The sequence below is a fragment of the Citricoccus nitrophenolicus genome, from assembly GCF_047305825.1.
Classification (GTDB): Bacteria; Actinomycetota; Actinomycetes; order Actinomycetales; family Micrococcaceae; genus Citricoccus; species Citricoccus nitrophenolicus.
Window position 1 is genome coordinate 807,649 of sequence record NZ_CP063070.1, and the last position, 22,797, is coordinate 830,445.

The 22,797-nt window shown below is 69.4% G+C and carries 22 protein-coding genes; 7 read left to right on the forward strand and 15 right to left on the reverse strand.

The window, feature by feature from the left end; genetic code table 11:
- Nucleotides 1–39: 39 nt before the first annotated feature.
- The 8 genes from IMT31_RS03625 to IMT31_RS03660 form a co-directional block, all read right to left on the reverse strand.
- Entirely contained in the window at nt 40–1,527 is a 1,488-nt protein-coding gene (locus IMT31_RS03625) for a phytoene desaturase family protein (RefSeq protein WP_413543785.1), read from the reverse strand.
- 108 nt (nt 1,528–1,635) lie between these two features.
- Nucleotides 1,636–1,980, reverse strand: coding sequence for a cation:proton antiporter (locus tag IMT31_RS03630; RefSeq protein ID WP_413543786.1), 345 nt, complete (start codon nt 1,978–1,980; stop codon nt 1,636–1,638).
- Nucleotides 1,980–2,258 (reverse strand): monovalent cation/H+ antiporter complex subunit F, encoded by a 279-nt coding sequence (locus IMT31_RS03635; protein ID WP_413543787.1) that lies wholly within the window; start codon nt 2,256–2,258, stop codon nt 1,980–1,982. The genes IMT31_RS03630 and IMT31_RS03635 overlap by 1 nt, the downstream gene beginning before the upstream one ends.
- On the reverse strand, nt 2,255–2,665 hold the full coding sequence (locus IMT31_RS03640) for a Na+/H+ antiporter subunit E (protein WP_413543788.1): 411 nt from the start codon (nt 2,663–2,665) through the stop codon (nt 2,255–2,257). The genes IMT31_RS03635 and IMT31_RS03640 overlap by 4 nt, the downstream gene beginning before the upstream one ends.
- The gene (locus IMT31_RS03645) at nt 2,662–4,263 is read right to left on the reverse strand and encodes a monovalent cation/H+ antiporter subunit D family protein (protein ID WP_413543789.1); all 1,602 of its coding nucleotides are present in this window, start codon (nt 4,261–4,263) and stop codon (nt 2,662–2,664) included. Before IMT31_RS03645 ends, IMT31_RS03640 begins: the two co-directional genes overlap by 4 nt.
- On the reverse strand, nt 4,260–4,652 hold the full coding sequence (locus tag IMT31_RS03650) for a sodium:proton antiporter (protein ID WP_345355299.1): 393 nt from the start codon (nt 4,650–4,652) through the stop codon (nt 4,260–4,262). Before IMT31_RS03650 ends, IMT31_RS03645 begins: the two co-directional genes overlap by 4 nt.
- A 1-nt stretch (nt 4,653) precedes the next feature.
- Nucleotides 4,654–7,734 carry a DUF4040 family protein gene (locus IMT31_RS03655; RefSeq protein WP_413543790.1) on the reverse strand — a complete coding sequence of 1,027 codons (3,081 nt, stop codon included), beginning with the start codon at nt 7,732–7,734 and terminating at the stop codon, nt 4,654–4,656.
- A gap of 113 nt (nt 7,735–7,847) precedes the next feature.
- Nucleotides 7,848–8,912, reverse strand: a complete 1,065-nt coding sequence (locus tag IMT31_RS03660; RefSeq protein WP_413543791.1) for a serine hydrolase domain-containing protein — start codon at nt 8,910–8,912, stop codon at nt 7,848–7,850.
- A 66-nt stretch (nt 8,913–8,978) separates the two neighbouring features.
- On the opposite strand from IMT31_RS03660, the gene zupT reads away from it, so the two are divergent.
- Nucleotides 8,979–9,782, forward strand: coding sequence for a zinc transporter ZupT (zupT, locus tag IMT31_RS03665; protein WP_413543792.1), 804 nt, complete (start codon nt 8,979–8,981; stop codon nt 9,780–9,782).
- Nucleotides 9,783–9,892: 110 nt separating this feature from the next.
- Nucleotides 9,893–11,161, forward strand: a complete 1,269-nt coding sequence (locus tag IMT31_RS03670) for an MFS transporter (protein ID WP_413543793.1) — start codon at nt 9,893–9,895, stop codon at nt 11,159–11,161.
- Here the strand turns inward: IMT31_RS03670 and IMT31_RS03675 are convergent.
- Both IMT31_RS03675 and tpx read right to left on the reverse strand, forming a co-directional pair.
- On the reverse strand, nt 11,155–12,273 hold the full coding sequence (locus tag IMT31_RS03675; protein ID WP_413543794.1) for a S1C family serine protease: 1,119 nt from the start codon (nt 12,271–12,273) through the stop codon (nt 11,155–11,157). The genes IMT31_RS03670 and IMT31_RS03675 overlap by 7 nt on opposite strands.
- Before the next feature lie 245 nt (nt 12,274–12,518).
- Nucleotides 12,519–13,019: a thiol peroxidase gene (gene tpx, locus IMT31_RS03680; RefSeq protein ID WP_345355283.1), complete on the reverse strand. Its 501-nt coding sequence runs from the start codon at nt 13,017–13,019 to the stop codon at nt 12,519–12,521.
- Between the two features lie 31 nt (nt 13,020–13,050).
- Between tpx and IMT31_RS03685 the strand changes: the two genes are divergently transcribed.
- Nucleotides 13,051–13,944: a patatin family protein gene (locus tag IMT31_RS03685; RefSeq protein ID WP_345355280.1), complete on the forward strand. Its 894-nt coding sequence runs from the start codon at nt 13,051–13,053 to the stop codon at nt 13,942–13,944.
- Nucleotides 13,945–13,996: 52 nt separating this feature from the next.
- On the opposite strand, the gene IMT31_RS03690 is transcribed toward IMT31_RS03685, so the two are convergent.
- Nucleotides 13,997–14,569 carry a PACE efflux transporter gene (locus IMT31_RS03690; RefSeq protein WP_413543795.1) on the reverse strand — a complete coding sequence of 191 codons (573 nt, stop codon included), beginning with the start codon at nt 14,567–14,569 and terminating at the stop codon, nt 13,997–13,999.
- A 326-nt stretch (nt 14,570–14,895) separates the two neighbouring features.
- On the opposite strand from IMT31_RS03690, the gene IMT31_RS03695 reads away from it, so the two are divergent.
- A complete protein-coding gene (locus IMT31_RS03695) occupies nt 14,896–15,975 on the forward strand; it encodes a DUF808 domain-containing protein (RefSeq protein ID WP_413543796.1) in 1,080 nt (359 codons plus the stop codon).
- On the opposite strand, the gene IMT31_RS03700 is transcribed toward IMT31_RS03695, so the two are convergent.
- Nucleotides 15,972–16,403: a VOC family protein gene (locus tag IMT31_RS03700; RefSeq protein ID WP_345355271.1), complete on the reverse strand. Its 432-nt coding sequence runs from the start codon at nt 16,401–16,403 to the stop codon at nt 15,972–15,974. The two genes, IMT31_RS03695 and IMT31_RS03700, sit on opposite strands and share 4 nt — an antisense overlap.
- 277 nt (nt 16,404–16,680) lie before the next feature.
- Here IMT31_RS03700 and IMT31_RS03705 point away from each other — a divergent pair, with 277 nt between their 5' ends.
- Both IMT31_RS03705 and IMT31_RS03710 read left to right on the forward strand, forming a co-directional pair.
- Nucleotides 16,681–17,529 (forward strand): patatin-like phospholipase family protein, encoded by an 849-nt coding sequence (locus tag IMT31_RS03705; RefSeq protein WP_413543797.1) that lies wholly within the window; start codon nt 16,681–16,683, stop codon nt 17,527–17,529.
- Nucleotides 17,530–17,552: 23 nt separating this feature from the next.
- On the forward strand, nt 17,553–18,467 hold the full coding sequence (locus IMT31_RS03710; RefSeq protein ID WP_413543798.1) for a macrolide 2'-phosphotransferase: 915 nt from the start codon (nt 17,553–17,555) through the stop codon (nt 18,465–18,467).
- 33 nt (nt 18,468–18,500) lie between these two features.
- Here the strand turns inward: IMT31_RS03710 and IMT31_RS03715 are convergent, their stop codons facing one another.
- Entirely contained in the window at nt 18,501–19,322 is an 822-nt protein-coding gene (locus IMT31_RS03715; RefSeq protein ID WP_378109407.1) for an alpha/beta fold hydrolase, read from the reverse strand.
- Between the two features lie 116 nt (nt 19,323–19,438).
- Between IMT31_RS03715 and IMT31_RS03720 the strand changes: the two genes are divergently transcribed.
- A complete protein-coding gene (locus IMT31_RS03720) occupies nt 19,439–21,283 on the forward strand; it encodes a BCCT family transporter (RefSeq protein ID WP_413543799.1) in 1,845 nt (614 codons plus the stop codon).
- Here IMT31_RS03720 and IMT31_RS03725 read toward each other — a convergent pair.
- Both IMT31_RS03725 and IMT31_RS03730 read right to left on the reverse strand, forming a co-directional pair.
- On the reverse strand, nt 21,247–22,221 hold the full coding sequence (locus IMT31_RS03725; protein WP_413543800.1) for an SRPBCC family protein: 975 nt from the start codon (nt 22,219–22,221) through the stop codon (nt 21,247–21,249). The two genes, IMT31_RS03720 and IMT31_RS03725, sit on opposite strands and share 37 nt — an antisense overlap.
- 46 nt (nt 22,222–22,267) lie before the next feature.
- A complete protein-coding gene (locus IMT31_RS03730) occupies nt 22,268–22,669 on the reverse strand; it encodes a metalloregulator ArsR/SmtB family transcription factor (RefSeq protein WP_345355257.1) in 402 nt (133 codons plus the stop codon).
- Between the last annotated feature and the right edge of the window lie 128 nt (nt 22,670–22,797).

Below are 22,797 nucleotides of genomic sequence, written 5' to 3' on the forward strand. Positions count from 1 at the left end.
GGTTTCGGTGCGAGTCTCAATGCGGGCGTGAGGCGTGGGTCAGGGTCGCCGTCGGTGTGCGGCGGCGTCGGCCAGGGCCGCACGGGCTGCGTGGAGGCCGGCCATGCCGTGGACTCCCCCGCCGGGTGGCGTGGAGGAGGAGGCGAGGTACAGCCCGGGGGTGGAGGTGCGGTGCGGGCTGAGGACAGGTGCGGGGCGCAGGATCTGCTGCAGACCACCCATGGACCCGCCGGCCACGTCGCCGCCGATGAGGTTGGGGTTCCAGGATTCGAGGGCTGACGGCGGGGTGGCCACCTTCCGCACGATCCGGTCCCGGAAGCCAGGCGCGAACCGTTCTATCTGGGTCTCGATCGCCTCGCCGACGGGGCCGTCGTAGCCGCCGGGGACATGGGCATAGGTCCACAGCACGGTCTTCCCCTCAGCCGCCCCGGTGGCTCGCGAGGGGTCAGCGCCCTGCTGCTGGCAGACCATCACGAAGGGCTGATCCGGCATGCGGCCGGCCTTGGCCTCGCGCTCCGCGTGTTCCATCTCGGCCAGGGAGCCGCCCACATGCACGGTGCCGGCGCCGCCGACCCGGGGATCAGTCCACGGGACCGGTCCGTCCATGAGGAAGTCGATCTTGGAGACGCCGGTGCCGTACCTCCAGCGCTTCAGGTGCCCTGCGTAGCGGTCGGTCAGGTCGGTGCCCTTCAGCTCGAGCAGCTGGCGCGGGGTCAGGTCGAGCAGGATCGCGTCCGCTCCGGGGAACTCGCCGAGGTCTGTGACCTCGTGGTTCAGGTGGACGCGGCCGCCGTGCGAACGCAGGACGGAGACCAGCGCGTCGGCGATCGCCTGGGACCCCCCGCGGGCCACCGGCCAGCCCCGCGTCATGCCGAGGGCACCGAAGATCAACCCGAAGGCCGAGGTCAACAGGTGCGAGGGCGGAAGGATCGAGTGGATGGAGGAACCGGCGAACAGCGCCCGGGCCGGCTCCTCCCGGAACAGGGCCCGGCCGAGCGCACCGGAGGGCCAGAGCGCGCGTACCCCGAACCGGGCCATGCTCACCACGTGCGGGGGCCAACGCACCAGCGAGGGTCCGAGGATATTGGCCAGATGGGTGTCGATGTCCCCGAGCAGGGGTGCGTGCAGGGCCTTCCAGGCCGCGCCGTCGGCACCGAGGCCGGCCACGGTGGCCTCCAGCGAGTCGTGCAGCACCGCAGCGGGCCGGCCGTCCAGCGGGTGGGCCATCGGATACTCCGGATGCACCCATTCCAGCCCGTGGGAGGTCAGGTCCAGGTCCCTGAACACGGGGCTGGCGACGCCGAAGGAATGTCCCGCGGCCCCCAGGTCCACGATGGTCCCGGGGCCCAGGATGTCTGAGGAGGCTGATGCTCCCCCGTAGGAGTGGTGCCGCTCGTAGACATCCACCTCCCAGCCGGCGCGGGCCAGCACGGCGGCGGCGGTGAGCCCGTTGGGTCCGGAGCCCACGACGACGGCCCGTCGCCCGCCGCTGGGCCGTGCGCTGTGGTGCGGTGCCTGGTTGACCATGGAATCCGTTTCCGTCCTTTGAAGATCCTGTGAATATCCTGCAGGTTCGGAATGAGGAATGGATGAGCCGTGGATGAGATGACGATGAACGTCCAGCTCACACCACGGTTAGGTGCCGTCGGCGAGGTCCTGCGGACTCGTCTGTGGATCCACCGGGGCGCCCGACTGATAGGCGGCGCGGGCCAGGGTGTTCGAGGCCATGGAGGAGACGATGACGAGGGCACAGATGGTCACCACCGCGACGAGCACGGTCCACCAGCCGAACCCCTCCCGGCCGGTCAGGTGGACGAAGACCCCGGCCACGATCAGGGGCAGGCCCAGGGCAGTGGCCGGGGAGAACACGTTCATCATCTGCAGTGCATCGTGGGCCCTGACCACGGACACGGCGGACAGCAGCACCCACAGGGACCCGCCCAGGAGCAGGACGGCCGCCAGAATCTCGTACGGAGCCATCAGCGCTCTCCTCTCGTCAGGATCCGGGCCAGTGCCACGGTGGCCAGGATCCCCAGGAAGGCGGCCAGCATGGCCGCATCCTGGATGATGGCCGATTCGATCTGGATGCCGATGATCATCAGGATGCCGATGGCCGCGAAGTACACGAGGTCACCGACCACGGCCCGTTCAGCGGCGGACGTGGCCGAGTAGATCCGATAGAGGCCCAGCAGCACGGAGATCCCCAGGATCCCCATGGCCACGGCCAGCAGGATCCCATAGGCGGAGTCGATGGTCATCGGCGAACCCCCTCGGTGCTCGGGCCGGCGGCGTCCGGGTCATCCCATCCGCTTCCCCGCGTCATCAGCAGCAATCGGTCCTCCATGTCCCGCAGACTCTGGTTGACCGCCTCCCGGTCCTGTTCGAAGACGCTGTGGACGAAGACCGTGACCGGTTCCGTGTCCGTGCCGTGTGCGGTGCCGACCACCAGGGTGCCCGGGGTGATCGTGATGGAGGAGGCCATCCAGGTCACTTCCAGATCGGTGGCGCAGCGCAGGGGGAAACCGACTATCGCGGGGTCCGCGAAGCGGCCCGGGGTGACGGCCCGCCGGGCCACGGTCAGTGATCCGGAGACGATCTGGCCGAACAACCAGGCCAGATAGCGCAGCATGTTCCACAGGCTGAAGCGCCATGCCTTCGGGCTCATTCGGCCTCACCTCCCAGGACGGCCTCCACGTAGGGGCCGGTCTCGAACAGCCCGGACGCCGCGGTCTCGATGAAGGGCATGAGCGTCCCGGCGAAGACGAACAACAGGACAGAGACGCCGATCATGGCCACCCCGGGGGCCAGCAGCCGCCCTGGTATCCGGACGCCGTCCGGCAGGGGCTGTTCCGGGCCACGGTCCCGAGTGCCATCGGTGAGGGCCGGCCGGTAGGTCCGGAGTGGTTCACCGGCGAAGGACCGCCCCCACAGCCGCTGCAGGGCCACCAGCGTGGCCACGGAGGCCACCACGATCGCCACGAGGAACACCGGTGCATACCAACCGGGGCCCCCGGGCGCGGCGCCCTGGCCTTCGGCGGCTCCCGCATCGGAGCCGGCCACCGAGAGGGCGAGCCCCAACTTGCCCCACAGGCCCGACATCGGTGGGAAGCCGGCCAGGGACAGCAGGCCCAGGGCCACCACCACGGCGGCGAGCCGGTCTCGATGCAGCAGACCGGAGATCCTGCCGAGGACCCCGGAGCCGTACGTCTGTTCCATCGCGCCGGCGGTCATCAGCAGGGAGGACACGGTCACGACGTGGTGGATCAGGTAGAACAGGCCCGCGGCCACTGCGGCAGGAGAGGCGATGACCACTCCGATGAGGATGTGGCCCACGCCCGCGACCATCTGGAAGGCCACGACTCCGCGGAACCGGTGTTCCCCGAGCGAGCCGAGGGCGCCCAGCACCATGGTGGCGAGGACGACGACAGCCATCACCACCGCGATCACGGTCACCCCGGCCGCCTCCCGCGGAGCGAAGGTGGTGAAGTAGATCCGGAAGATCGCGTAGAGGGCGACCTTCGTGTGCAGGGCGGAGAACAGCGCCATGACACCAGCAGAGGTCCCCGGATACGCACGGGGCAGCCATCCGTGCACGGGGACCACGCCGGCCTTGATGGCCAGGGCCAGCAGGATGACGGTCACCGCGAGGGCGACCTGCGGGTCCTCTCCCGCACGTCCGGCCAGGGCGGCCAGGTTGACGGTACCGGCCGAGCCGTAGACCAGTCCCACGCCCATCACCAGGATGGCGCTGGTGACCAGGTTGACCACGATGAACATCCGGCCGACACCCAGCCGGCGCCAGCCTCCGGTCGCCGCCAGCAGCGCATAGGAGGGCAGGAGCATGACCTCGACGAAGACGAAGAGGTTGAACAGGTCCCCGGTCAACAGCGCACCGTTGACGCCGGACATCAGGAGCAACGCCAGCGCCGGGACGAATCTCAGCCGGTCCTCACCGGAGGCGGTGAGGAACCAGCACGAAGCGGCCGTGGCGAGACCGGTGGTCGCCAGCATGACCGCCGTGAGGGTGTCCGAGACCAACGGTATGGCGATTCCGCCCTCAAAGTTGCCGACGGCACTGGCCAGCACCGGTTCCTCACGGTGGTAGACCATGAGCGCAATGGCGGCGACCAGCACCAACAACGGGATGGCGATGATGAGGAGACGGTCCACCGCTCGGCGCCGCAGGACCACGGAGGCACCCGAACACAGCATGGGCACCGCCACGAAAAGGGGCAGCAGGGACGCCACGAACTGATCGGTCATGCGCGCTCCTCCTCGGGTGTGGGTTCGGGTGCGGGTGAGCCATCGGTGTCCGGATGGTCCTCGACGGTCGGCGCCCTCTCCTGGTCGTCATTGCGGCCGACGACTGCCAGGGACAGCATCAGGATGGTGGTGGCCATCGAGATGACGATCGCCGTCAGCACGAAGGCCTGCGGCAGTGGGTCCGCCGCGTCCGCGGCCGTGGTGACATTCAGTAGCGGCTCGTGGCGCCAGCCGGGGACCCCGGAGGCCAGCAGCAGCAGGTTCGCGGCGTGCGAGACGAGGGTGAGCCCGAAGATCGTACGCACCATGTCCCGCTGCTGGAGCAGCCAGACGCCTGCGGTGGTCAGCACACCCACGGTGATGGCCAGGACAAAGGTGGTGTCCAGCATCTCAGCTCCCCCATTCTTCCGGCGGGACTCCCGAGGAGATGTGGTGCGTCCGGGGACGCACCGGGATGGAACTGGTGGCGGGCACCGGTTCCGGTTCCGGCTCGATCTCTCCGAGGAAGGCCTCATCCACGCGCTCCCTGGTGCCCTCGCCATCTTCAGTCGCCTGCACGTCCTGTGCCGTGCCGAGGACGTTGAAGGCGAGCATCACGAGACCGATCACGGCCAGGTACACGCCGGCGTCAAAGACCAGGGACGTGGACAGGTGCTGGCCGAGCACGTAGCCGTGCTGGGGCTCCATGTAGACCCCCGTGAAGACCATGTTCCACAGCCCAATCGCCACGGCCAGCACCACGCCCCCGCCGATCAGGTACAACGGCGCGCGCGGCGGGCCGATCTGCCGGTCCTTCGAGGTGGACAGGTAGAGCAGTCCGACGATGGCCGAGCCGACGAGCGCGGCGATGAATCCGCCGCCGGGCTCGTTGTGGCCGCGCAGGAACAGGACCGCCGAGACCACGGCCAGGATGGGCAGGATGACCTTGAGCATCAGCTGCAGTTGACTGGTGTTGCCCCAGGACTGCAGGATGGCGCGGCGCGCCGCGGGGGACCCGAGCTGGGGGCCGGCCGGGACCTCTGCGCCGTCCCCGGACGCGGCGGGATCCGCTGCCGGTTCCGGTGCCGATTCAGAGGCTGGTTCCAGGTGGCGGTTGCGGATCGTGGAGAGGATGGCGGCGATGGCCACGCCGGTCATGCCCAGCACGGACAATTCACCGAGGGTGTCCAGGGCACGGAACTCGACGAGGATGACGTTGACGATGTTGAACCCGCCGGTGATGTCCTCGCCGTTCTCCAGCAGGTAGGTGCCGACCTCTGATTTGCCCCGGCGGCCGGTCAGCCCCCAGACGGCCAGCCCTGTGGCCAGGCCGGCGCCGACGGCGATGACGGCCGCTGGTACTGCACGCGCAGTCCGGACGCGGCGGAAGGTCCGCGGCAGCTTCTGCAGCACCAGCATGATGACGATCACGGTCAGCGATTCCACGAGCAGCTGGGTCAGGGCGACGTCCGGGGCACCGAGGGAGACGATCTGCACGGTCACCAGGATGCCCACGGCAGACAGGGCCACGGTGGCGCCGAGCCGTGAGCGGGTCAGCGCCACGCCGAGGGCAGCGGCCACCAGCAGCACCAGCAACACGACGTCGACCGGGCTGTTGAGGTTCGGGTGCTGCGCCGGGAGGTGCCCGCCCGCGTTGAGCAGGAGCACCCCGGGGATCAGGACGGCCGCGAGGGACAAGACCATCATCGCGGCGTGGGAGGCGGCAGCGTCCCGGGCTGTGAGGCGATTGATCCCGGAGCCGAGGGCGGTCAGTCCGGAGGTGGCGGACTCGATCAACCCGGTGCCGCTGACGGGCAGCTGCGCGCGCTCGAGGGCCGGCCAGAGGCGGTGGCGCACGGCCACGGTGCCCAGGCCGAGGGCCAGCACGGCCACGGTGGTCAGCAGCTCGGCGTTGATGCCGTGCCACAGCGCGAAGTGCGGGTGGACCTCCGCCCCGGGCAGCGCGGCCGATGCCGCAGGACCCACCCCCGCGTCCAGCATCGGCAACGCGAACAGTGCCGCCACCGAGACGATGATGGGCAGGGCCATGCTGGCCACGAGGATCCCTCCGGGAGCGTGGTGTCCGGCGGCGGCCTGCCCCGTGCGTGCCGCCCGCTCCGGATCCCAGAAGCCGCCGACCACGATCTTGGCGCAGTAGGCCACCGTCAGCACCGAGCCGAGCGCGGCTCCTGCCAGGGCCACCGGCCCGGCCCAGGACGCCAGGGTGCCACCGGCACCACCGTCAGCGGCCCAGCCGTTGAGTGCCGTGAGGATCGACTCCTTGGAGATGAAGCCGAGCAGGGGCGGGATGCCGGCCATGGCCCCGGCGCCGAGGACCGTCACCGTGAAGGTGAAGGGCAGGGCGCGGCGCACCGCGGGCAACTCGCGCAGGTCACGGGTACCCGTGGCGTGGTCCACCACACCGACCATCATGAACAGTCCGGACTTGAAGAGGGCATGGGCGATCGTGTGGACGAGGGCCGCGACGATGCCGGCCTCGGTCCCGGTCCCGATTGCGGCGACGATCAGGCCGAGCTGGCTCACCGTCGAATAGGCCATGAGCTTCTTGAGGTCATGCTGCTGCAGGGCCCGCCAGCCACCCACGAACGAGGTGACCAGTCCGGCGGTGACGAGGAGGACGGACCACAGCACGTCATCGTGGAACACCGGGGAGAAGCGCAGCAGCAGGAAGATCCCGGCCTTGACCACGGCGGCGGCATGGAGGTAAGCGGAGACCGGCGTGATGGCGGCCATGGCATCCGGAAGCCACGAGTGGAAGGGGAACTGGGCGGACTTCGTCATGGCCGCCAGCGCGATCAGCAGCCCGATGGTGGTGGTGAAGGCCGGGTCCGAGGTCCACAACCCGGCCGAGGTCTCCGGGTCCAGGATCGCCGAGAGATCGGTGGTCCCCGCCCGGACGGCCACCAGGACCACGGCCACGAGAAGGGCCAGCCCGCCCAGGAACGTCACGAGCAGGGTGCGCATGGAGGGGGCGAAGGCGGTCTTGCCGGAGCGTGCGATCAGCAGGAAGGAAGCCAGCGAGGTCAGTTCCCAGCACAGGAACAGCACCATGAGGTCATCGGCACTGACCAGGCCGACCATGGACACCGTGAACAGGGCCATCCCCAGGTAGAAGCTCTGGTAGGCGGAGGGATGCAGAGCCCGGTCCAGGTAGCGGGTGGAGTACACCAGCACCACGGCCCCGATGAGCAGGGTGATCAGCGTGAAGACGCTCGAGATCGGATCGGCCGCGAAGGAGAGGTCGATCCCCCAGGCGGGGATCCACGGGACGGACCAGGTGTTCGGTGCCGGGCCGGAGGCGGAACCCGTCTCGGAGGGGCTTCCGGCCAGCAGCGCTGGAAGGTAGAGGACCGCAGCCCCCACATAGACGGCGGCGAGAGGCCATCCGGCATTGCGTCCGAGCCAACGGCAGAACAGTGGGGTGAGGAGGAGTCCAACCGCCAAGAGGGCAAGGGTGAGAGCGATGGACATGCCGTCCACACTACCAATCCGGGGTCAGGGCGACGTCCAGTCGCCGCTGGTTGACGGCCAGATCCGGGGGTCGCCGATCGTCCCCATTAAGCAGTGGCAGAACCGGGGCACCTTCATCCGCTGTTCGCCGCGAGCGAACGAATCAGATCGGACGCCTGCACGAGGAGGTCCCGGTCCGCAGGGCGCCCGCTGGCTCGGTCCGTGACCAACCCGACGGCCAGGTCCAGGTCCGGGTCGGCCCACCCGAGGCAGACTTCCGAACCGTTGTGCCCGAAGGTCCGCTCAGTGCTCTCCGTGCCGAACGGACACCGGCCCCCGGTACCGCCCAATTGCACCCCGGTCCCCCAGCGGGTCGGCAGGCGGGTCCACGCGTCACGGCCGCCGTCCGAGCTCGGCACGCACAGTGCTGCCCGTTCCGGGGCGCGCAACAGGCCGGCGTAGAACAAGGCGAGCTGCCGGGCAGTGGTCGAGATCCCTGCTGCGGGGATGCGGGCCTGGCGCACGGCGCGGCGGTTCAACACGGCGGCGACCACTGGCCCGCCCGGCCCCGCCCTCCACGAGCCGTCGAGGGGCAGGCACCGGTGCATCTGCGCGTCCGGGACCCCGGGGTAGACATCCGTCAGCCCCGCCGGGTCCAGCACCTCCCGGTGCAGCAGTTCCGCCCAGGCGTCGGGCCCGCCTCCGGTGGCCCGGCGCACCACCTCGGCCAGGATGAACCCGAAGTCCAGCGGCTGGTAAGCGGAGACCGAAGGATTCCTCCGTGCCCGGCGCCTTCCCCGCGCCACCCGCTGTACCGAGGATTCGGCACGGTGCATGGACAGCACCGCAGCCGGATAGGGCCCGGCCGAGGGCACGGCGGTGCGGTGGGTCAGCACCTCGCGCAGGGTGGTCCCGGCCTTGGAACCCCGCCCTCCGGTGCCGTACTCCGGCCAGTACTCGGCCACGGCGGCGTCCAGACACAGCACCCCGCGGTTGGCCAGCCGGTGGACGAGCAACGAGGTGAAGGGCTTCGACGCGGAGAACAACCAGCCCAGCGCATCGGCCGTACAGCCCGACGTCGCGTCCAGGACGACCTCGCCTCGGTGCACCACCGTGAGCTGCACCGAGGCCCCACGGGAGGCCGACACCTCGAGGACCTGCTGCCAGGCCGGAGAGGCAGGTGCCCGCGGGGTGCTCATGGCACCCCAGCGTAGTGAACGGTGGGCTGGGCGCATTCCCCCGTGTGCTCCCCCTACACTCGGCACGTGGAGAACTTCTGGCTGGCGTTGGGGCTGACGGTGCTGGCCGGGCTCAGCACCGGGATCGGCGGACTGATCTCGGTGGTGCCGCGCCGCACCTCCGGGCCGTTCCTCTCGGTCTCGTTGGGGTTCTCTGCCGGCGTCATGCTCTATGTGTCCTTCATGGAGATCATGCCCAAGGCGCTCACCTCCCTGACGGATGCCTCCGGTCCGACGGCCGGGCCGTGGGCCGCCGTCGCCGCGTTCTTCGCCGGCATCCTGGTCATCGGCGTGATCGACCGGCTGGTCCCCGCCCAGATCAACCCGCATGAGCCGGGTTCGGTGCACGATCCGGCAGCAGCTGTGAAACGCCGCCGCATGATGAGGACGGGGACCGTCACGGCCCTGGCCATCGGCATCCACAACTTTCCCGAGGGCTTCGCCACGTTCATCGCCGGCCTGACCGATCTGCAGGTGGCGTTGCCGGTGGCCCTGGCGATCGCGTTGCACAACATCCCGGAGGGCGTGGCCGTGGCCGTGCCCATCCGTGAGGCCACCGGTTCCCGTCGCAAGGCCGTGCGCTGGTCCTTCCTGTCCGGACTGGCCGAGCCGGCCGGGGCCTTGATCGGCTTCGCCCTGTTGATGCCGTTCATGAACGATTTCACGCTCGGCACCACCTTCGCGCTGGTGGCCGGGATCATGGTGTTCATCTCCCTCGACGAGTTGCTGCCCACCGCCCGCGAGTTCGGCAAGCACCACCTGGCGATGTACGGGTTGGTGGCCGGCATGGCCGTTATGGCGATCTCCCTGCTGTTGTTCAGTACGTTCTGACGCGGTTCGCTGACGGGGTGCCGAGACGGTGCCCTGACGGGGCCCGTACCGGCGGCCGGCGACGATGCGCCCGAATCGGCGTACCTATGGCGAGAGTGTAGAAATGGTGCATGACCATTGATCCGGGCCAGGCCCCAGACCCTGTTGCCAGCGCCCGGTCCCGTGCCCGGACGATCGGCTTCGTGCTGGCCGTGGCCGCGGTGGTCTTCATCGCCTTCTCCCTGCGGCCCGGGGCCACGGCACTGGGCCCGGTGCTGGCGGAGCTCTCGGCGTCATTGGGCATCGACGGCTCGGTGGCCGGGATCCTCACCGCCCTGCCGGGGCTGATGTTCGGTCTGGTCGGCTTCGTGGCAGTCAGCATCGGCCGCCGGGCCGGGCTGTCCCTGAGCATCGCCCTGAGCCTGACGCTCGTGGTCCTCGGACTGCTGCTCCGTCCCCTGGCCCCCTCCATCTGGGTGTTCGTGCCGCTGACGGCCCTCGCCCTGGCCGGCATGGCCGTCGGCAACGTGCTGGTCCCGGCCTGGATCAAGCGTCACGGCGGCGCCCGCACCGTGGCTCTGATGACGCTGTACAGCATGTTCCTGACGGTCGGCGGTTCCGCCGGCTCCGGCCTGGCCGCCCCGCTGGCCGAGGTGGCGGGTTCCACCGTCTCCGAGCCGGCCGACGGCTGGCGCTGGTCTCTCGGATTCTGGGGACTGGCCGCCGTCGTTCCCCTGGTCCTGTGGCTCCTGGTGGCCCGCCGCACCGGGCACGACTTCCCGGGGGCCCCGCCACAGGCCCAGCCGGACCGGCCGCTGCGGTCCTCACCGACCGCCGTGTTCCTCATGCTCCTGTTCGGGATGCAGTCCATGAACGCCTATGTCCAGTTCGGCTGGCTCCCTCAGATGTACCGGGACGCCGGGCTGGAGCCCACCCTCGCCGGCGGTCTGCTCTCCGTGGTCGCTGCCCTGGGCGTGATCGGCGGACTCGTCATGCCGACGGTGATCGACCGGTCCCGGACCCTGGCGCCATGGATGATCGGCTTCGGCACGATGACCGCCGCCGGCTGGGTGGGGATGCTGCTGGCGCCGGCCGAGGCCGGGCTGCTGTGGGCCATCCTGCTGGGGGTGGGCGGCTTCGCCTTCCCGACGGCCATCGCCCTGATTCCCGCCCGCAGCAGGTCCCCCCATGTCACGGCGCGGTTGTCAGGCTTCGTCCAGCCGTACGGCTACATCGTGGCGGCCGCAGGCCCCCTGGCCGTGGGCCTGATCCACACGGCCACCGACTCCTGGACGCTGGTGCTGATCCTGCTGGCCTGCTCCGGGGCGCTCATGGCCCTGGCCGGGCTGCGGGTCTCCGGGCGGGTCTTCGTGGACGACGAGATCGCCGCCCGTCAGTAGACGACGGCCTCCTGCAGCGTGGCCTCGCCGGACCTCTCCTCGCCGGAGGTGGTGGTCCACTCGACCTCGATCACGTCCCCGACGTTGTGGTCGTTGACGATCCCGGAGAGCTCGGAGGGAGTGGACACCGGCTGGCCGTTCACCGATCGGACCACGTCCCCCTCCCTCAGGCCGAGCTGCTCGGCCGAGGACCCGGGCGTCACCTCGACGATCACGGCCTGACCCTGCTCGCTGCCGACCACTATGCCCAGGGCCCCGTCCACGCCGATGCTCACGGTGTCTGTCTCCTCGCCGGAGACCACCTGCTCCACCACGTCCAGCGCGGTGGTCACGGGGATGGCATAGCCGTTGACCTCCTCGGCAGTCTCCCCCTGGGAGGCCGCCGTGGTGATGCCGACGATCTGCCCGCCGTCGTCCACCAGGGGCCCGCCCGAATAACCGGGGATCACGTCGGCGCTGCTCTCGATCAGCCCGGACAGCCGGGAGGCGTCATCCGGGACGCCGGAGGAGGCCACGATGGACTCGTCCAAGCCCGTCACCTCGCCGACCACGGCGGTGAGGTATCCCTGCCCGCCACCGTTGCCGACGGCTGCCGAGGGCTCTCCCCGGGACGGCGGCTCCGTGTTGATGGAAGCCGTGGCCAGGGAGGGGGCCTCCTCGATCTGGAGGACAGCCACGTCATGCAGGGAATCGCGGCCCAGCACGGTGGCCGAGTAGACCTCACCGGTGTCCGCCACGGTCACCGTGACGTCCGAGGCGTCCTCGACGACGTGGTAGTTGGTGATGGCCAGCCCCTCGCCGGTCAGCACCACGCCGGTGCCGGTGCCCCGGCCACTCATCAGCCGGGTGTCCACCAGGACGACGCCGGGGGCGTCCTCGACCCTGGTGCCCTGGTCGAGACCCGCATCGTCCAGGACCGGGCCGGCCTCCCAGTCGACCTGGATGCCGTCATGACTGTGCTGCAGCGCCTCCCCGAGGGGAATCCCGCCCGTGGCCGGCAGGGCGGGGCCCCGCTCCTGACTGGCCACGATGTCCTGGATCTTGTCGAACACCAGCAGGCCCACGCCTCCCGCGAGAACTGTGCCGGCCAGGAAACCCATCGCGATGATCATGCGGTAGGTGGCGCTGCGTCGTCGCCGGGGCCGGGGCGAGCTCGGATGCTGGTGACCCGGCTGTCTCGGTGCCGGGTACGGCTCCTGGGACCAACCGTCTCCCGAGGTCCCGTAGATTGGGCCGACTGCGGGAGGGCGCCCCGGAAAGGGCGGGACCCCGCCCGCTGTGCGGTCAGGGTCCCGCGGGTCTCCGGGCTCGTTCACGGTGTTCCGGTTCTCGTGGAGGGATGGGCGGAAGGGTCAGGTCAGCCGCGGACGGCGGCCAGGGCGGACTCGTAGTCCGGCTCGGTGGTGATCTCCGGCACCACCTCCGTGTAGGTCACGGTGCCCTGCGGATCGATCACGATGACGGCGCGCGCCAGCAGACCGACCATGGGGCCATCGGCCAGGGTCACGCCGTAGTCCTCACCGAAGGTGGAACGGAAGACCGAGCCCGTGGTGACGTGCTCGATCCCCTCGGCGGAACAGAAGCGGCCGGCGGCGAAGGGCAGGTCCGCCGATACGGCCACCACGGTGGTGTTCGCCAGATCAGCCGCGGCCTCGTTGAATCTGCGCACCGACTGCGCGCAGATCCCGGTGTCCAGGGAGGGGAAGACGTTCAGCACCACGGTGCGTCCGGCCAGGGACTCCAGGGTGACCTGGGACAGATCGGAGCCGGTGAGTTCGAATGCCGGGGCAGGAGTGCCCACGGAGGGCAGGTCTCCGACGGTATTGACGGGAGTTGACTTGAATGCGGTGGTTGCCATGCGCTCCAACCTAGCCGTTTAGGCTGTCACAGTGGAACTGCACAGCAATGTCACCGACACCGCCCTGCTCTTCGAGGGTGGGGGGATGCGGGCCTCCTACACCTCTGCCATGGTGGTGGCCCTGCTGGAGGCGGGCCTTCACCTGGACTTCGTGGCCGGCATCTCGGCCGGGTCCTCCAACTCCGCCAACTACCTGGCCCGGGACCCGTGGCGGGCCCGGCACTCCTTCGTGGACTTCGCCGCGGACCCGAAGTTCGGCAACTGGAAGACGTTCCTGCGCGGCGACGGGTTGTTCAATGCCCGGTACATCTACGAGGAGACGGGACTTCCGGACCAGGCCCTGCCCTACCCCTGGGATCGGTTCCGGGCGAATCCGGCGGACCTGCGCATCGGGGCCTTCGATGCCGAGTCCGGTGAGGCCGTGTGGTGGGGTCGAGAGGACGTGTCCCGGATGGCCGACCTCATGGTGCGGGTCAGGGCATCGAGCACGATGCCCGTGCTGATGCCCCCGGTGCGGCTGGACGGCCGGACCTACGTGGACGGCGCACTGGGCCCGGATGGCGGCATCCCGCTCTCTGCCGCCCAGGACGCCGGCTTCGAGAGGTTCCTGGTGGTCCTGACCCGGGAGCGCGACTACGTCAAGGCCCCCGAGCGCTTCCCCCGCTTCTACCTCCGCTACTTCCGGAAGCATCCGGCCATCGCCCAGGCCCTGATCACCCGTTGGCAGCGCTACAACGACACCCGCGAGCGCCTGTTCGAGCTCGAGCGGCAGGGCAGGGCCTACCTGTTCGTCCCCGAGACCATGCCGGTCTCCAACGGGGAGAAGGACGTGGCTCGGCTCGCCGCCGCCCACGAGTTGGGTCTGGCGCAGGCCCGTCGGGAACTGCCGGCCATCCGGGAGTTCCTCGGCCTGCCGGCCCAGTAGCCGGCCCGTCTCACACGCTGGGTGGCAGCACTGGACCGGATTCCGGGCGGGACTACTGCGCGGAGTCCGGCAGACCGAAGACGCGGTCGAAGCACCAGGCGTACACAGCGTTGTAGATCAGGAAGAAGACGAGCAGGGCCGCCTCATAGAGGAAGGCCTCCCACAGGTTGACCTGGAGCAGCAGCGCCACGGCCGGCACCAGGAACACCAGCAGGCCGGCCTCGAACAACACGGTGTGCGTCAGGCGCACCCAGAGCGGGCGGCCGGTGTGGCCCGAGCGGCGCTCCCAGCGCTCGAAGAGCGTGTTGAACACCATGTTCCAGATCAGCGCCACCACGGAGGACACCACCCCGACGGCGGCGCTGGCCCCGGGAGGATTGCCCATCAGCGTCAGGATGACCGTGGCGAACAGGATGGCGAAGGCCTCGAACACCACCGCGTAGACGATCCGACGAACGGTCGGCGTCCGGAACACGCGGCGTCCTATCAGTGCCGGGCGGCCGCCCGGTGCCATGGGGACCTCTCGGCCGGATGCTGCGGTCGCTGCATCCGACGGGGATTCAGTGGACTCTGAGGACTCTGAGGACTCGGTGGTCTCGGTGGGATGGGGCGCGTTGGCGGACATGAGAAAGGACCTCCCAGATTTCTCCATGGGAAGTCCTCGACCGGTTTCGCGTCCATGGAAGTGGATGCTCGGCGCCGGAGCCGACCGGCCATGAGAGCCGGCTCGGTGGGGACCGGTGGTCCCATGACGCCGTGACGTGATTCTATCAGGGGTCAACGCCCACCCGGCCGGTCACATTCCAAGCCGACCCTCCACTGCGGAGCACGCCACCACGGTGGGATGCCGCCGCCGTCGTATGCTCTGACCATGCCGATCACGCGAGAGCACCGCGAGACCCCAGCCCACGACGGCACGCCCCCGGCGTGCGCCTGCCCGGGAGGCCCCCGGTGAGCGGCGGGCTGGTCGCCCTCCTGGACGATGTCGCCGCGCTGGCCCGGATCGCCGCAGCCTCGGTGGATGACATCGCCGCCGGTGCAGCGAGGGCGGGCACCAAGGCCGTGGGCGTGGTGATCGACGACGCGGCGGTCACCCCGCAGTATGTCTCCGGCGCGGATCCCTCCCGCGAGCTGCCGATGATCAAGAGGATCTTCTGGGGCTCCCTGCGGAACAAGCTGCTCATCATCCTGCCCGCCCTGCTCCTGATCAGCTCGTTCATCCCGTGGATCATCCCGTGGATCCTGATCCTCGGCGGGACCTACCTCTGCTATGAGGGCGCGGAGAAGGTCTGGCACAAGCTGCGTGGACATCACGCCGAGAAGCAGGAACCGTCCTCCCGGAAGGGCCCCGAGGCCGAGGACAAGGTGATCAAGGGCGCCATCACCACTGATTTCATCCTGTCCTGCGAGATCATGGTCATCTCCCTGAACGAGGTGGCCACCGAGTCCATCTGGCTCCGCGCCATCATCCTCTTGGTGGTGGCGATCGCCATCACCGTCCTCGTGTACGGTGCCGTCGCGCTGATCGTCAAGATGGACGACGTCGGCCTGCACCTCGCGCAGAAGGAGGGCGCCGGTGGCGGCACCCGGCGGTTCGGCGAACTCCTGGTCCGGGCCATGCCGAAGGTCCTGGCCGCGATCACCCTGATCGGCACGGTCGCCATGTTGTGGGTGGGCGGGCACATCCTGTTGCAGCAGGCGGCGGAAGTCGGACTGCACGCCCCCTACGACCTGGTCCACATCCTCGAGGAACCCGTGGCCGCGATTCCGGTGGTGGGCGGATTCCTCGGCTGGCTGGTGAACACCCTGTGTTCAGCGGTCGTCGGCCTGGTGTGGGGCCTGCTGGTCCTGGCGGTGCTCCATCCGCTGTTGAAGCTGCTGCCGATCGGCCGCGCCGACGGCGGCGGCGAAGACGGCGGCGGCCACCACCGGGGCGGCCACGAGGAGGGTTCCCTCCGTGCGGCCGCCGCGGGCCACCGCCCGGGGCGCACCAGGCAGACCCCGGGCCGACGGCCGACGCCCAACCCCTAGCCGGCGTTCCCGGCAGCCGCCGAGGAGAAGGCCCACATCACGCCGAAGCGGTCGAAGGCCTGCCCGTACCAGTCGCCCCAGGGCGCCTGTTCGAAGGGCATGTTCTCGGAGCCGCCGGCGGCCACCAGCTGGCCCATCAGCTCACGGGCCTGCTCAGGGTTATCCACCGTGTACAGCAGGGAGTAGGCGGTGTCCCGGACCGGGTAGTCCTGGTCATCCATGACGTCACCGCCGGCCAATTCCCCGCCGGGCAGGGACAGCGTCACGTGGGCCACTGCCTGGGGGTCGGGCTCGAACGGCAGGCCCTCCATGGGGGTGTCGCCGTAGCGCAACAGGTTCAGTTCACCCCCGAAGACCTCGTGCCAATGCTCGAAGGCCTCTGCGGTGGTACCGGGCAGGGAGATATAGGTGGCGAGGGAGGTGCTCATGGGGTGCTCCTGGTTCGTGAGGGGCCCGTTCGGGCGTGGTCCCACCGGTGTGGGACCGGTGTAGGGGCCGGGTTGCCACCACCAGCATGATCCCGTGGCCCCGTGCCTGCATCTCCGATCCTGCGCAGCCTCCGTTCGAACCCCTGTCCACTCCCCCACTCCCGCGCCCCTTTCCCTTTCCCTTTCCCTTTCCCTTTCCCTTTCCCTTTCCCCTCTTCCGGTTCGCCCGGGAGTCGACCCCTTGGAGGCGGAACGCCGGCGGGAATACAGTCGGATCGTGAGAGCGACTTCTACGGGTACGGCCTTCGTCTTCGCCGGCGGCGGAAACCGTGGCGCGGTCCACGTGGGCCAGCTCAGGGCCCTGTTCGAGCGCGGCATCACCCCGGACCTGGTGGTCGGTACATCCGTGGGCGCCCTCAACGGTGCTGTGGTGGCGAGGGACCCGCATCCGGACGTGGCCCACGAGATGCTGAAGATGTGGCAGACGGATGAGGCGCGGGCCGTGTTCGGACAGTCCTGGGCCAGTCAGGCCGGACGGGTTGTCCGCGGCCGCACCTACACGCTGTCCGCCAGACCGCTGGTCACTCTGATCTCGTTGCACTTTCCGCCCCTGGCACGCATCGAGGACCTTGAGTTGCCCTTCGTCACGGTGGCCACCTCGATCGAGCGGGCCGTGGAGCAGTCCTTCGACTCCGGCCCGCTGGTCCCGGCCGTCGTCGCCTCAGCCTCGGTGCCGGGGCTGCTGCCGCCCACCGTCATCAATCACGAGCACTACCTCGACGGCGGCCTGGTGGCCTCGGTGCCCCTCGGCCAGGCGGTGCGGCGCGGGGCCACCACCATCTACGTCCTCCAGGCCGGCCAGCTGGACAAGCAGCTGAAGGTACCGACCTCCATGATGGAGACGCTCAACGTCTACGTGGACATCACACGCCGGCACAGCTTCACCCACGCCATGGACCACGTCCCGGAGGGCGTCACCGTGCACGTGTTGCCGACCGGGGGCCGGCCGAGGGTCCGCGGCCTCAAGGCCCTGATGTCCCTCGAGCACACCGAGGAGCGGGCGGATCTGGCCTATCAGGCCAGCGTGGTGGAGCTCGACCGCATCGCAGGCCGGTACCCCACCTGACCCGCCGCCCCTAGCATGGGCGCATGAGCACCGTCGATCCCCAGATCCTGGACCTGGCCACCGAGAACGGGCTGCTCCTCGAGCCCTCCTCCGTGGCCGTCAACGAGATGGGTCTGGACTTCCGCGTCGCCCTGGCCACCACGGCATCCGCCACCGCCGCGTCCGCCGCCGGGGAGCGCTGGGTCCTGCGGATCCCCCGCCGCCCGGACGCCATGGACCGCGCCGGAACGGAGGGACAGCTCCTGGCGGCGATCCGCCCCCATCTCGACACCGCCGTCCCGGACTGGCGGATCCACACCCCGGGTCTCATCGCCTATCCCGCCCTACCCGGCGAACCGGGACTGACCCTGGACGGGTCTGGGGCGCCGGCCTGGCACCTGGACATCGCCTCTGAGCGGTACGCGCGCTCCCTCGGCGCCTTCCTGGCCCAACTGCACGCCATCGATCCAGCGGAAGTCGCCGGGGCCGGCGTCGAGGTCCTCACCCCGGACGCGGTACGCCAACGGTGGCGGCGAGACATCGAGCGGGTGGCGGCCGAATTCACGGTGGCCCAGCCCCTGGCGGAACGGTGGAATGCGTGGGTGGCCGAGGACAGCTACTGGCCGGAGTTCTCGGTGCTGACCCACGGGGAGGTCTACCCGGCGCACACCCTGGTGCGGGACGAGGAGATCACCGCCGTGCTGGACTGGACCACCGCCGAGGTCGGCGACCCGGCGAAGGACTTCGCGTTCCACCATTCGGCGGCGCCCTCGGAGGCCTTCGGCGCCGTGGTGGACGAGTACGTCCGGCGGGGTGGCCGGGTGTGGCCCCGTCTGCCCGAGCACTGCGCTGAGATCATTGCGGCCTCGCCGGTCGAATATGGGCTCTACGCCCTGCACACCGGCGCGGATGAGCACCGGCAGGCGGCACAGGAGCTGCTGGACCCGGTGCCCGCCTGACCGGCCCACGGCCACAGGCCACAGGGCTCTTGGTCAGGTGTGCTCGAGGAAGCCGCCCAAGACCTCGGCGAACTTCTCGGGCGCCTGGGAGTGGACCCAGTGGCCGGCCTCGCGGATGGTCACCTTGTGGGTCCTCGGGAACAGGGCCCGCATGCGGGAGGCGTATTCGTCGCGGACGTAGTCCGAGCGGCCGCCTGCCACCCAGAGCACCGGTCCCTCGAAGGTGGCCTCTCCCGTCTCCGGGAAGCCGCCGATCGCCTCCAGGCTGGTGCGCAGCAGCTCCAGATTCGGCTCCCAGGTGTACCCCTCCGGGCCGCTGCGCAGGTTCTGCAGCAGGAACAGACGGGTGGTGTCCCACGGGATGGGCTCCCGCAGGGCCTCGTCCGCGTCCGAGCGCCGGTCGATGGCCGTCAGGTCCACGGCCGCCAGGCTGTCCAGCAGGTGAGCGAACTCGCCCTCGGCCCCGCCGGCCTGCGTGGGCGCGATGTCCACCACGATCAGCCGTGAGACCACGTCCGGGTGACGCAGCGCCAGCACCATGGCCACCTTGCCGCCCAGGGAATGCCCGACGACGGCCACGGGACCTTCCGCCGCCACGCCGGCCCGGAGCGTGGCCGCCACGGAATCGGCCATCTGGCGATAGTCCACCGTGTCCGTCCACTCGGATTCACCGTGATTGGGCAGGTCGACCAGCAGGCTCCGGTACTCCGGCGCCAGGTCCTTGGCGATGCGGTTGAAGTTCTTGCCGCGCCCGAAGAGGCCATGCAGGAAGACGACGCGGTGGCCGGGGTCGGAGGGCGCGTCCGGTCCGCCGGTGTCCGTGGTGTGCAGGGTGCTGAGAGGAAGGTCGTCCACGCTCCGAGCCTAGGGGATGCCCGGCGCACAGTCTCCCGGCAGCCTCGTGGCCGACAGCTTCTGGCCAGCTGGGGGCGGATAGGAGCGTGGTTACCGTCCGGTTTATGGTGGAGACCATGTCATCTTTGGAAACCCCTACCGAGAAGCCGCCGAAACCGTCCGACAGATCGCCGCGAGAGACCGCAGCTGAGGCGGATGCGGCGGCCGGTCACGAGCCCCAGTACAGCAATCGACTCATCCCGTGGGTCCTCTGGCCCACCCTGATCATCATCGTGCTGTTCGTGGGAGTGACCCTCGTCTTCCCGGCAGCCATGGAGTCCGGGATCTCCGCGGTCCAGCAGACCGTCATCAGCAACTTCAGTTGGTGGTACCTGATCCTTGCCTTCTGTTTCGTGCTGTTCTGCGTCTACCTGGGGTTCTCCCGCAAGGGCAACGTCAAGCTGGGCCGTCCGGATCAGGAACCGGAGTTCTCCACCATGTCATGGCTGGCACTGCTGTTCGCGGCGGGCATGGGCATCGGCCTGGTGTTCTACGGGATGACCGAACCGCTCATCCACTTCGCCACCCCACGTCCGGGTCTGGCGGCCGCCGATCCCACCCTCGGGGCCCGCGCCGAGGACGCCCTGGCGCTGACCTACCTCCACTGGGGTCTGCAGCCCTGGGCCATCTACGCCGTGGTCGGCCTGGCCATCGCACACGCCATCCACCGGCGTGGACGCCCCCTGTCCATGCGTTGGGCGATCGAACCGCTGATCGGAGAGAAGGCCACCCGCGGCGGCTGGGGAAATGCCATCGACAGCTTCGCCCTGATCGGCACCGTCTTCGGCGTGGCCACCTCCCTGGGGCTCGGCGTCACCCAGATGGCGGCCGGCCTGCGGTCCATGGGGGTCGTCGGAGAGGATGACCTGTGGGTCGAGTACGCCATGATCGCCGTCGTGACCGGCTTCGTCATCTGGTCCGTGGTCTCCGGTGTCAACCGCGGCATGAAATGGCTCTCCAACACCAATATGGTGATCGCCGCCGGGCTCGTCCTGTTCCTGCTGATCGTGGGACCCACGCAGTACCTGGCCAAGGAGATGGTGCAGACCTTCGGCCACTATCTGCAGAACTTCATCGGCAACTCCCTGAACTCCTCCGCCTTCTTCGGCGTGGACGGTGACGCCTGGCAGGCCAGCTGGTCCACCTTCTATTGGGCCTGGTGGATGTCCTGGACGCCTTTCGTGGGCGTCTTCATCGCCCGAATCTCCCGGGGCCGGACCGTCCGCGAGTACCTGCTGGGCGTGATTCTGGTGCCCACCATGATCTCGGTGGTCTGGTTCGGAGTTCTGGGCGGCACCGCCATCTTCTACGAGACCAACCGTCCGGACTGGTACACCTCCGTGGTGGCCTCCGATGGATCGGTGGACGTCAACTCCGCCCTGTTCCAGGTCCTGGAGCAGTTGCCCGGCGGCGCCATCCTGGTGGTCGGGGCCATCCTGCTCTCGGCGATCTTCTTCGTCACGTCCTCGGACTCCGGATCGCTCGTGATGGCCATGATCGCCACGGGCGGCAACCCCGAGCCCCCGAACCGCATCCGGGTGATGTTCGCCGTGGCCACGGCAGTCATGGCCGCCGCGCTGCTGCTGGCAGGTGGCCTGACGGCCATCCAGACCCTGGCGATCACCATCGGACTGCCCTTCACGGTCCTCATGGTGTTGATGTGCATCGCGGTGTTCAAGGCCCTGCACGTCAACGTCCAGCGGACCGAGGCGATCCGGCGCATGACGTTCCTCGCGGACATCTCCGACCGCTTCGGACTGGACTCGGACGACGATGCCGTGGAGTCCGGGCCCGTCTCCGCCAACACGTGGTGGTCCTCCCTCAGCCGCGCACGGCAGAGGGAGATCCACGAGCGTGTGGGCCCGCACACCGGGCGTAGGGTCCGTCAGGCGGAGAGCACCTCGGACTCCAGCCGCGAGTAGCTGGTCTCCATGCCGTCCGCCATGCCCGTGGCCAGGATGGTCTCCCGCAGGGGCGCTGCCGGGTAGGTGACGAGCAGGGACAGGAGGGTGCCGCCCTCGACCGGCGTGAGCGTCAGCTCGTTGCGGGTGGCGGTGTCCTCCTGTCCGATCATCGCCTCGGTGGTGACGGAGCGGCGCGGCGGATCGATCTCCAGGACCGACCCGGTGAAGCCGAAGCGGTCGGCACCGTCCTCCCGCTCCCACTCGTAGCGGTAGGTCTGGCTGACGGCCGTCCCGACCTCGCAGACCGGCATGGTCCACCCGTCCGGTCCGAGCAGCCACCGGCGCAGCAGCTCGGGGTCGTGATGGGCCCGCCAGACCTGATCCACGGGGCCGCGGATCACGCGGCTGAGCCGGGCCTGACGGTCTCCGATCAGTTGGGTCCGCACGGACCGGCCGGCCGCGAAGGACTGCAGGTCCGCCACCACCGCGTCGATCTGACTCATGGCGGAGAGCGTGCCCTCCTCCATGCCCTGGCTCATGATCGACTCCAGATCCTCGGCGGAGTTGAAGTGGGTGGTGTGGACCAGCCGAGACCCACCCTCCGTGGATTCGAAGGCGAACACCATGCGCATCACCGGGGCATGGGGATCTCGCTCTCCGTCCTCGGTGGTGAAACCGTCCAGCACCTCGAAGGACACTCCCTCCGTGACGGAGAGGAACTCGAACCAGGCGGCGGCCTTCTCGCCCTCCGGTCCGGTCATGTAGTAGTGCGATTCCCCACCCGGATACATGTCGTGGCGCGTGAAGGTGGCCGGCCAACCGACGGGTCCCCAGAACGACTCGAGCTGCCGGGGGTCCGCGTAGGCGTCCCAGAGCCGGCGCACGGGGACGGGGAAGTCCGCGACGATGGTCATCGTCAGGGACTGGGGGTCTTTGGAGACGTGGGTGACGGGCATGGTCATGCCTTTCCGAGGTGTCGTTTCGAGGTGACTTTCCGAGGTGTCAGAGGGGGCTGCCGGGCTGCGGGCCCGGATCGTCTGCCAACAGGGCGTCGAGTCGCCCGATGCGCTGGCGCCACAGTTGCTCATAGCGGTCCAGCAGCAGCCGGACCTGTCGGAGGGTGTCGGGGTCGCCGCTGACGAGCCGCTCGCGGCCCTTGCTGTTCTTCGTCACGAGGCCCGCCGATTCTAGGACGGAGACGTGCTTCTGGACGGCCGCGAAGGACATCTCGTAGTCCTCGGCCAGCACGGAGACGGAGATCGACTCCGTGAGGGTCCGGCGCACGATGTCCCGTCGGGTGGTGTCGGCCAGGGCCCGGAAGATCCGGTCCACCTCGTCGTCACTGAGTCCTGTTCCCGGGTCCGCTGCGCCGGACGCAACACCGGCTGCTTGATATACAACCATGTTGTTGTACGTTAGTCCTGCCCTGCGGGCCCGTCAACAGCGTGCCGTCGAGAGAGGCCGGTCAGGAGCCGTCTGGCGGAGTCCCCTGGCGGGAGTCCTCTGGCGGGAGTCGACCGCCAGGCGCACAC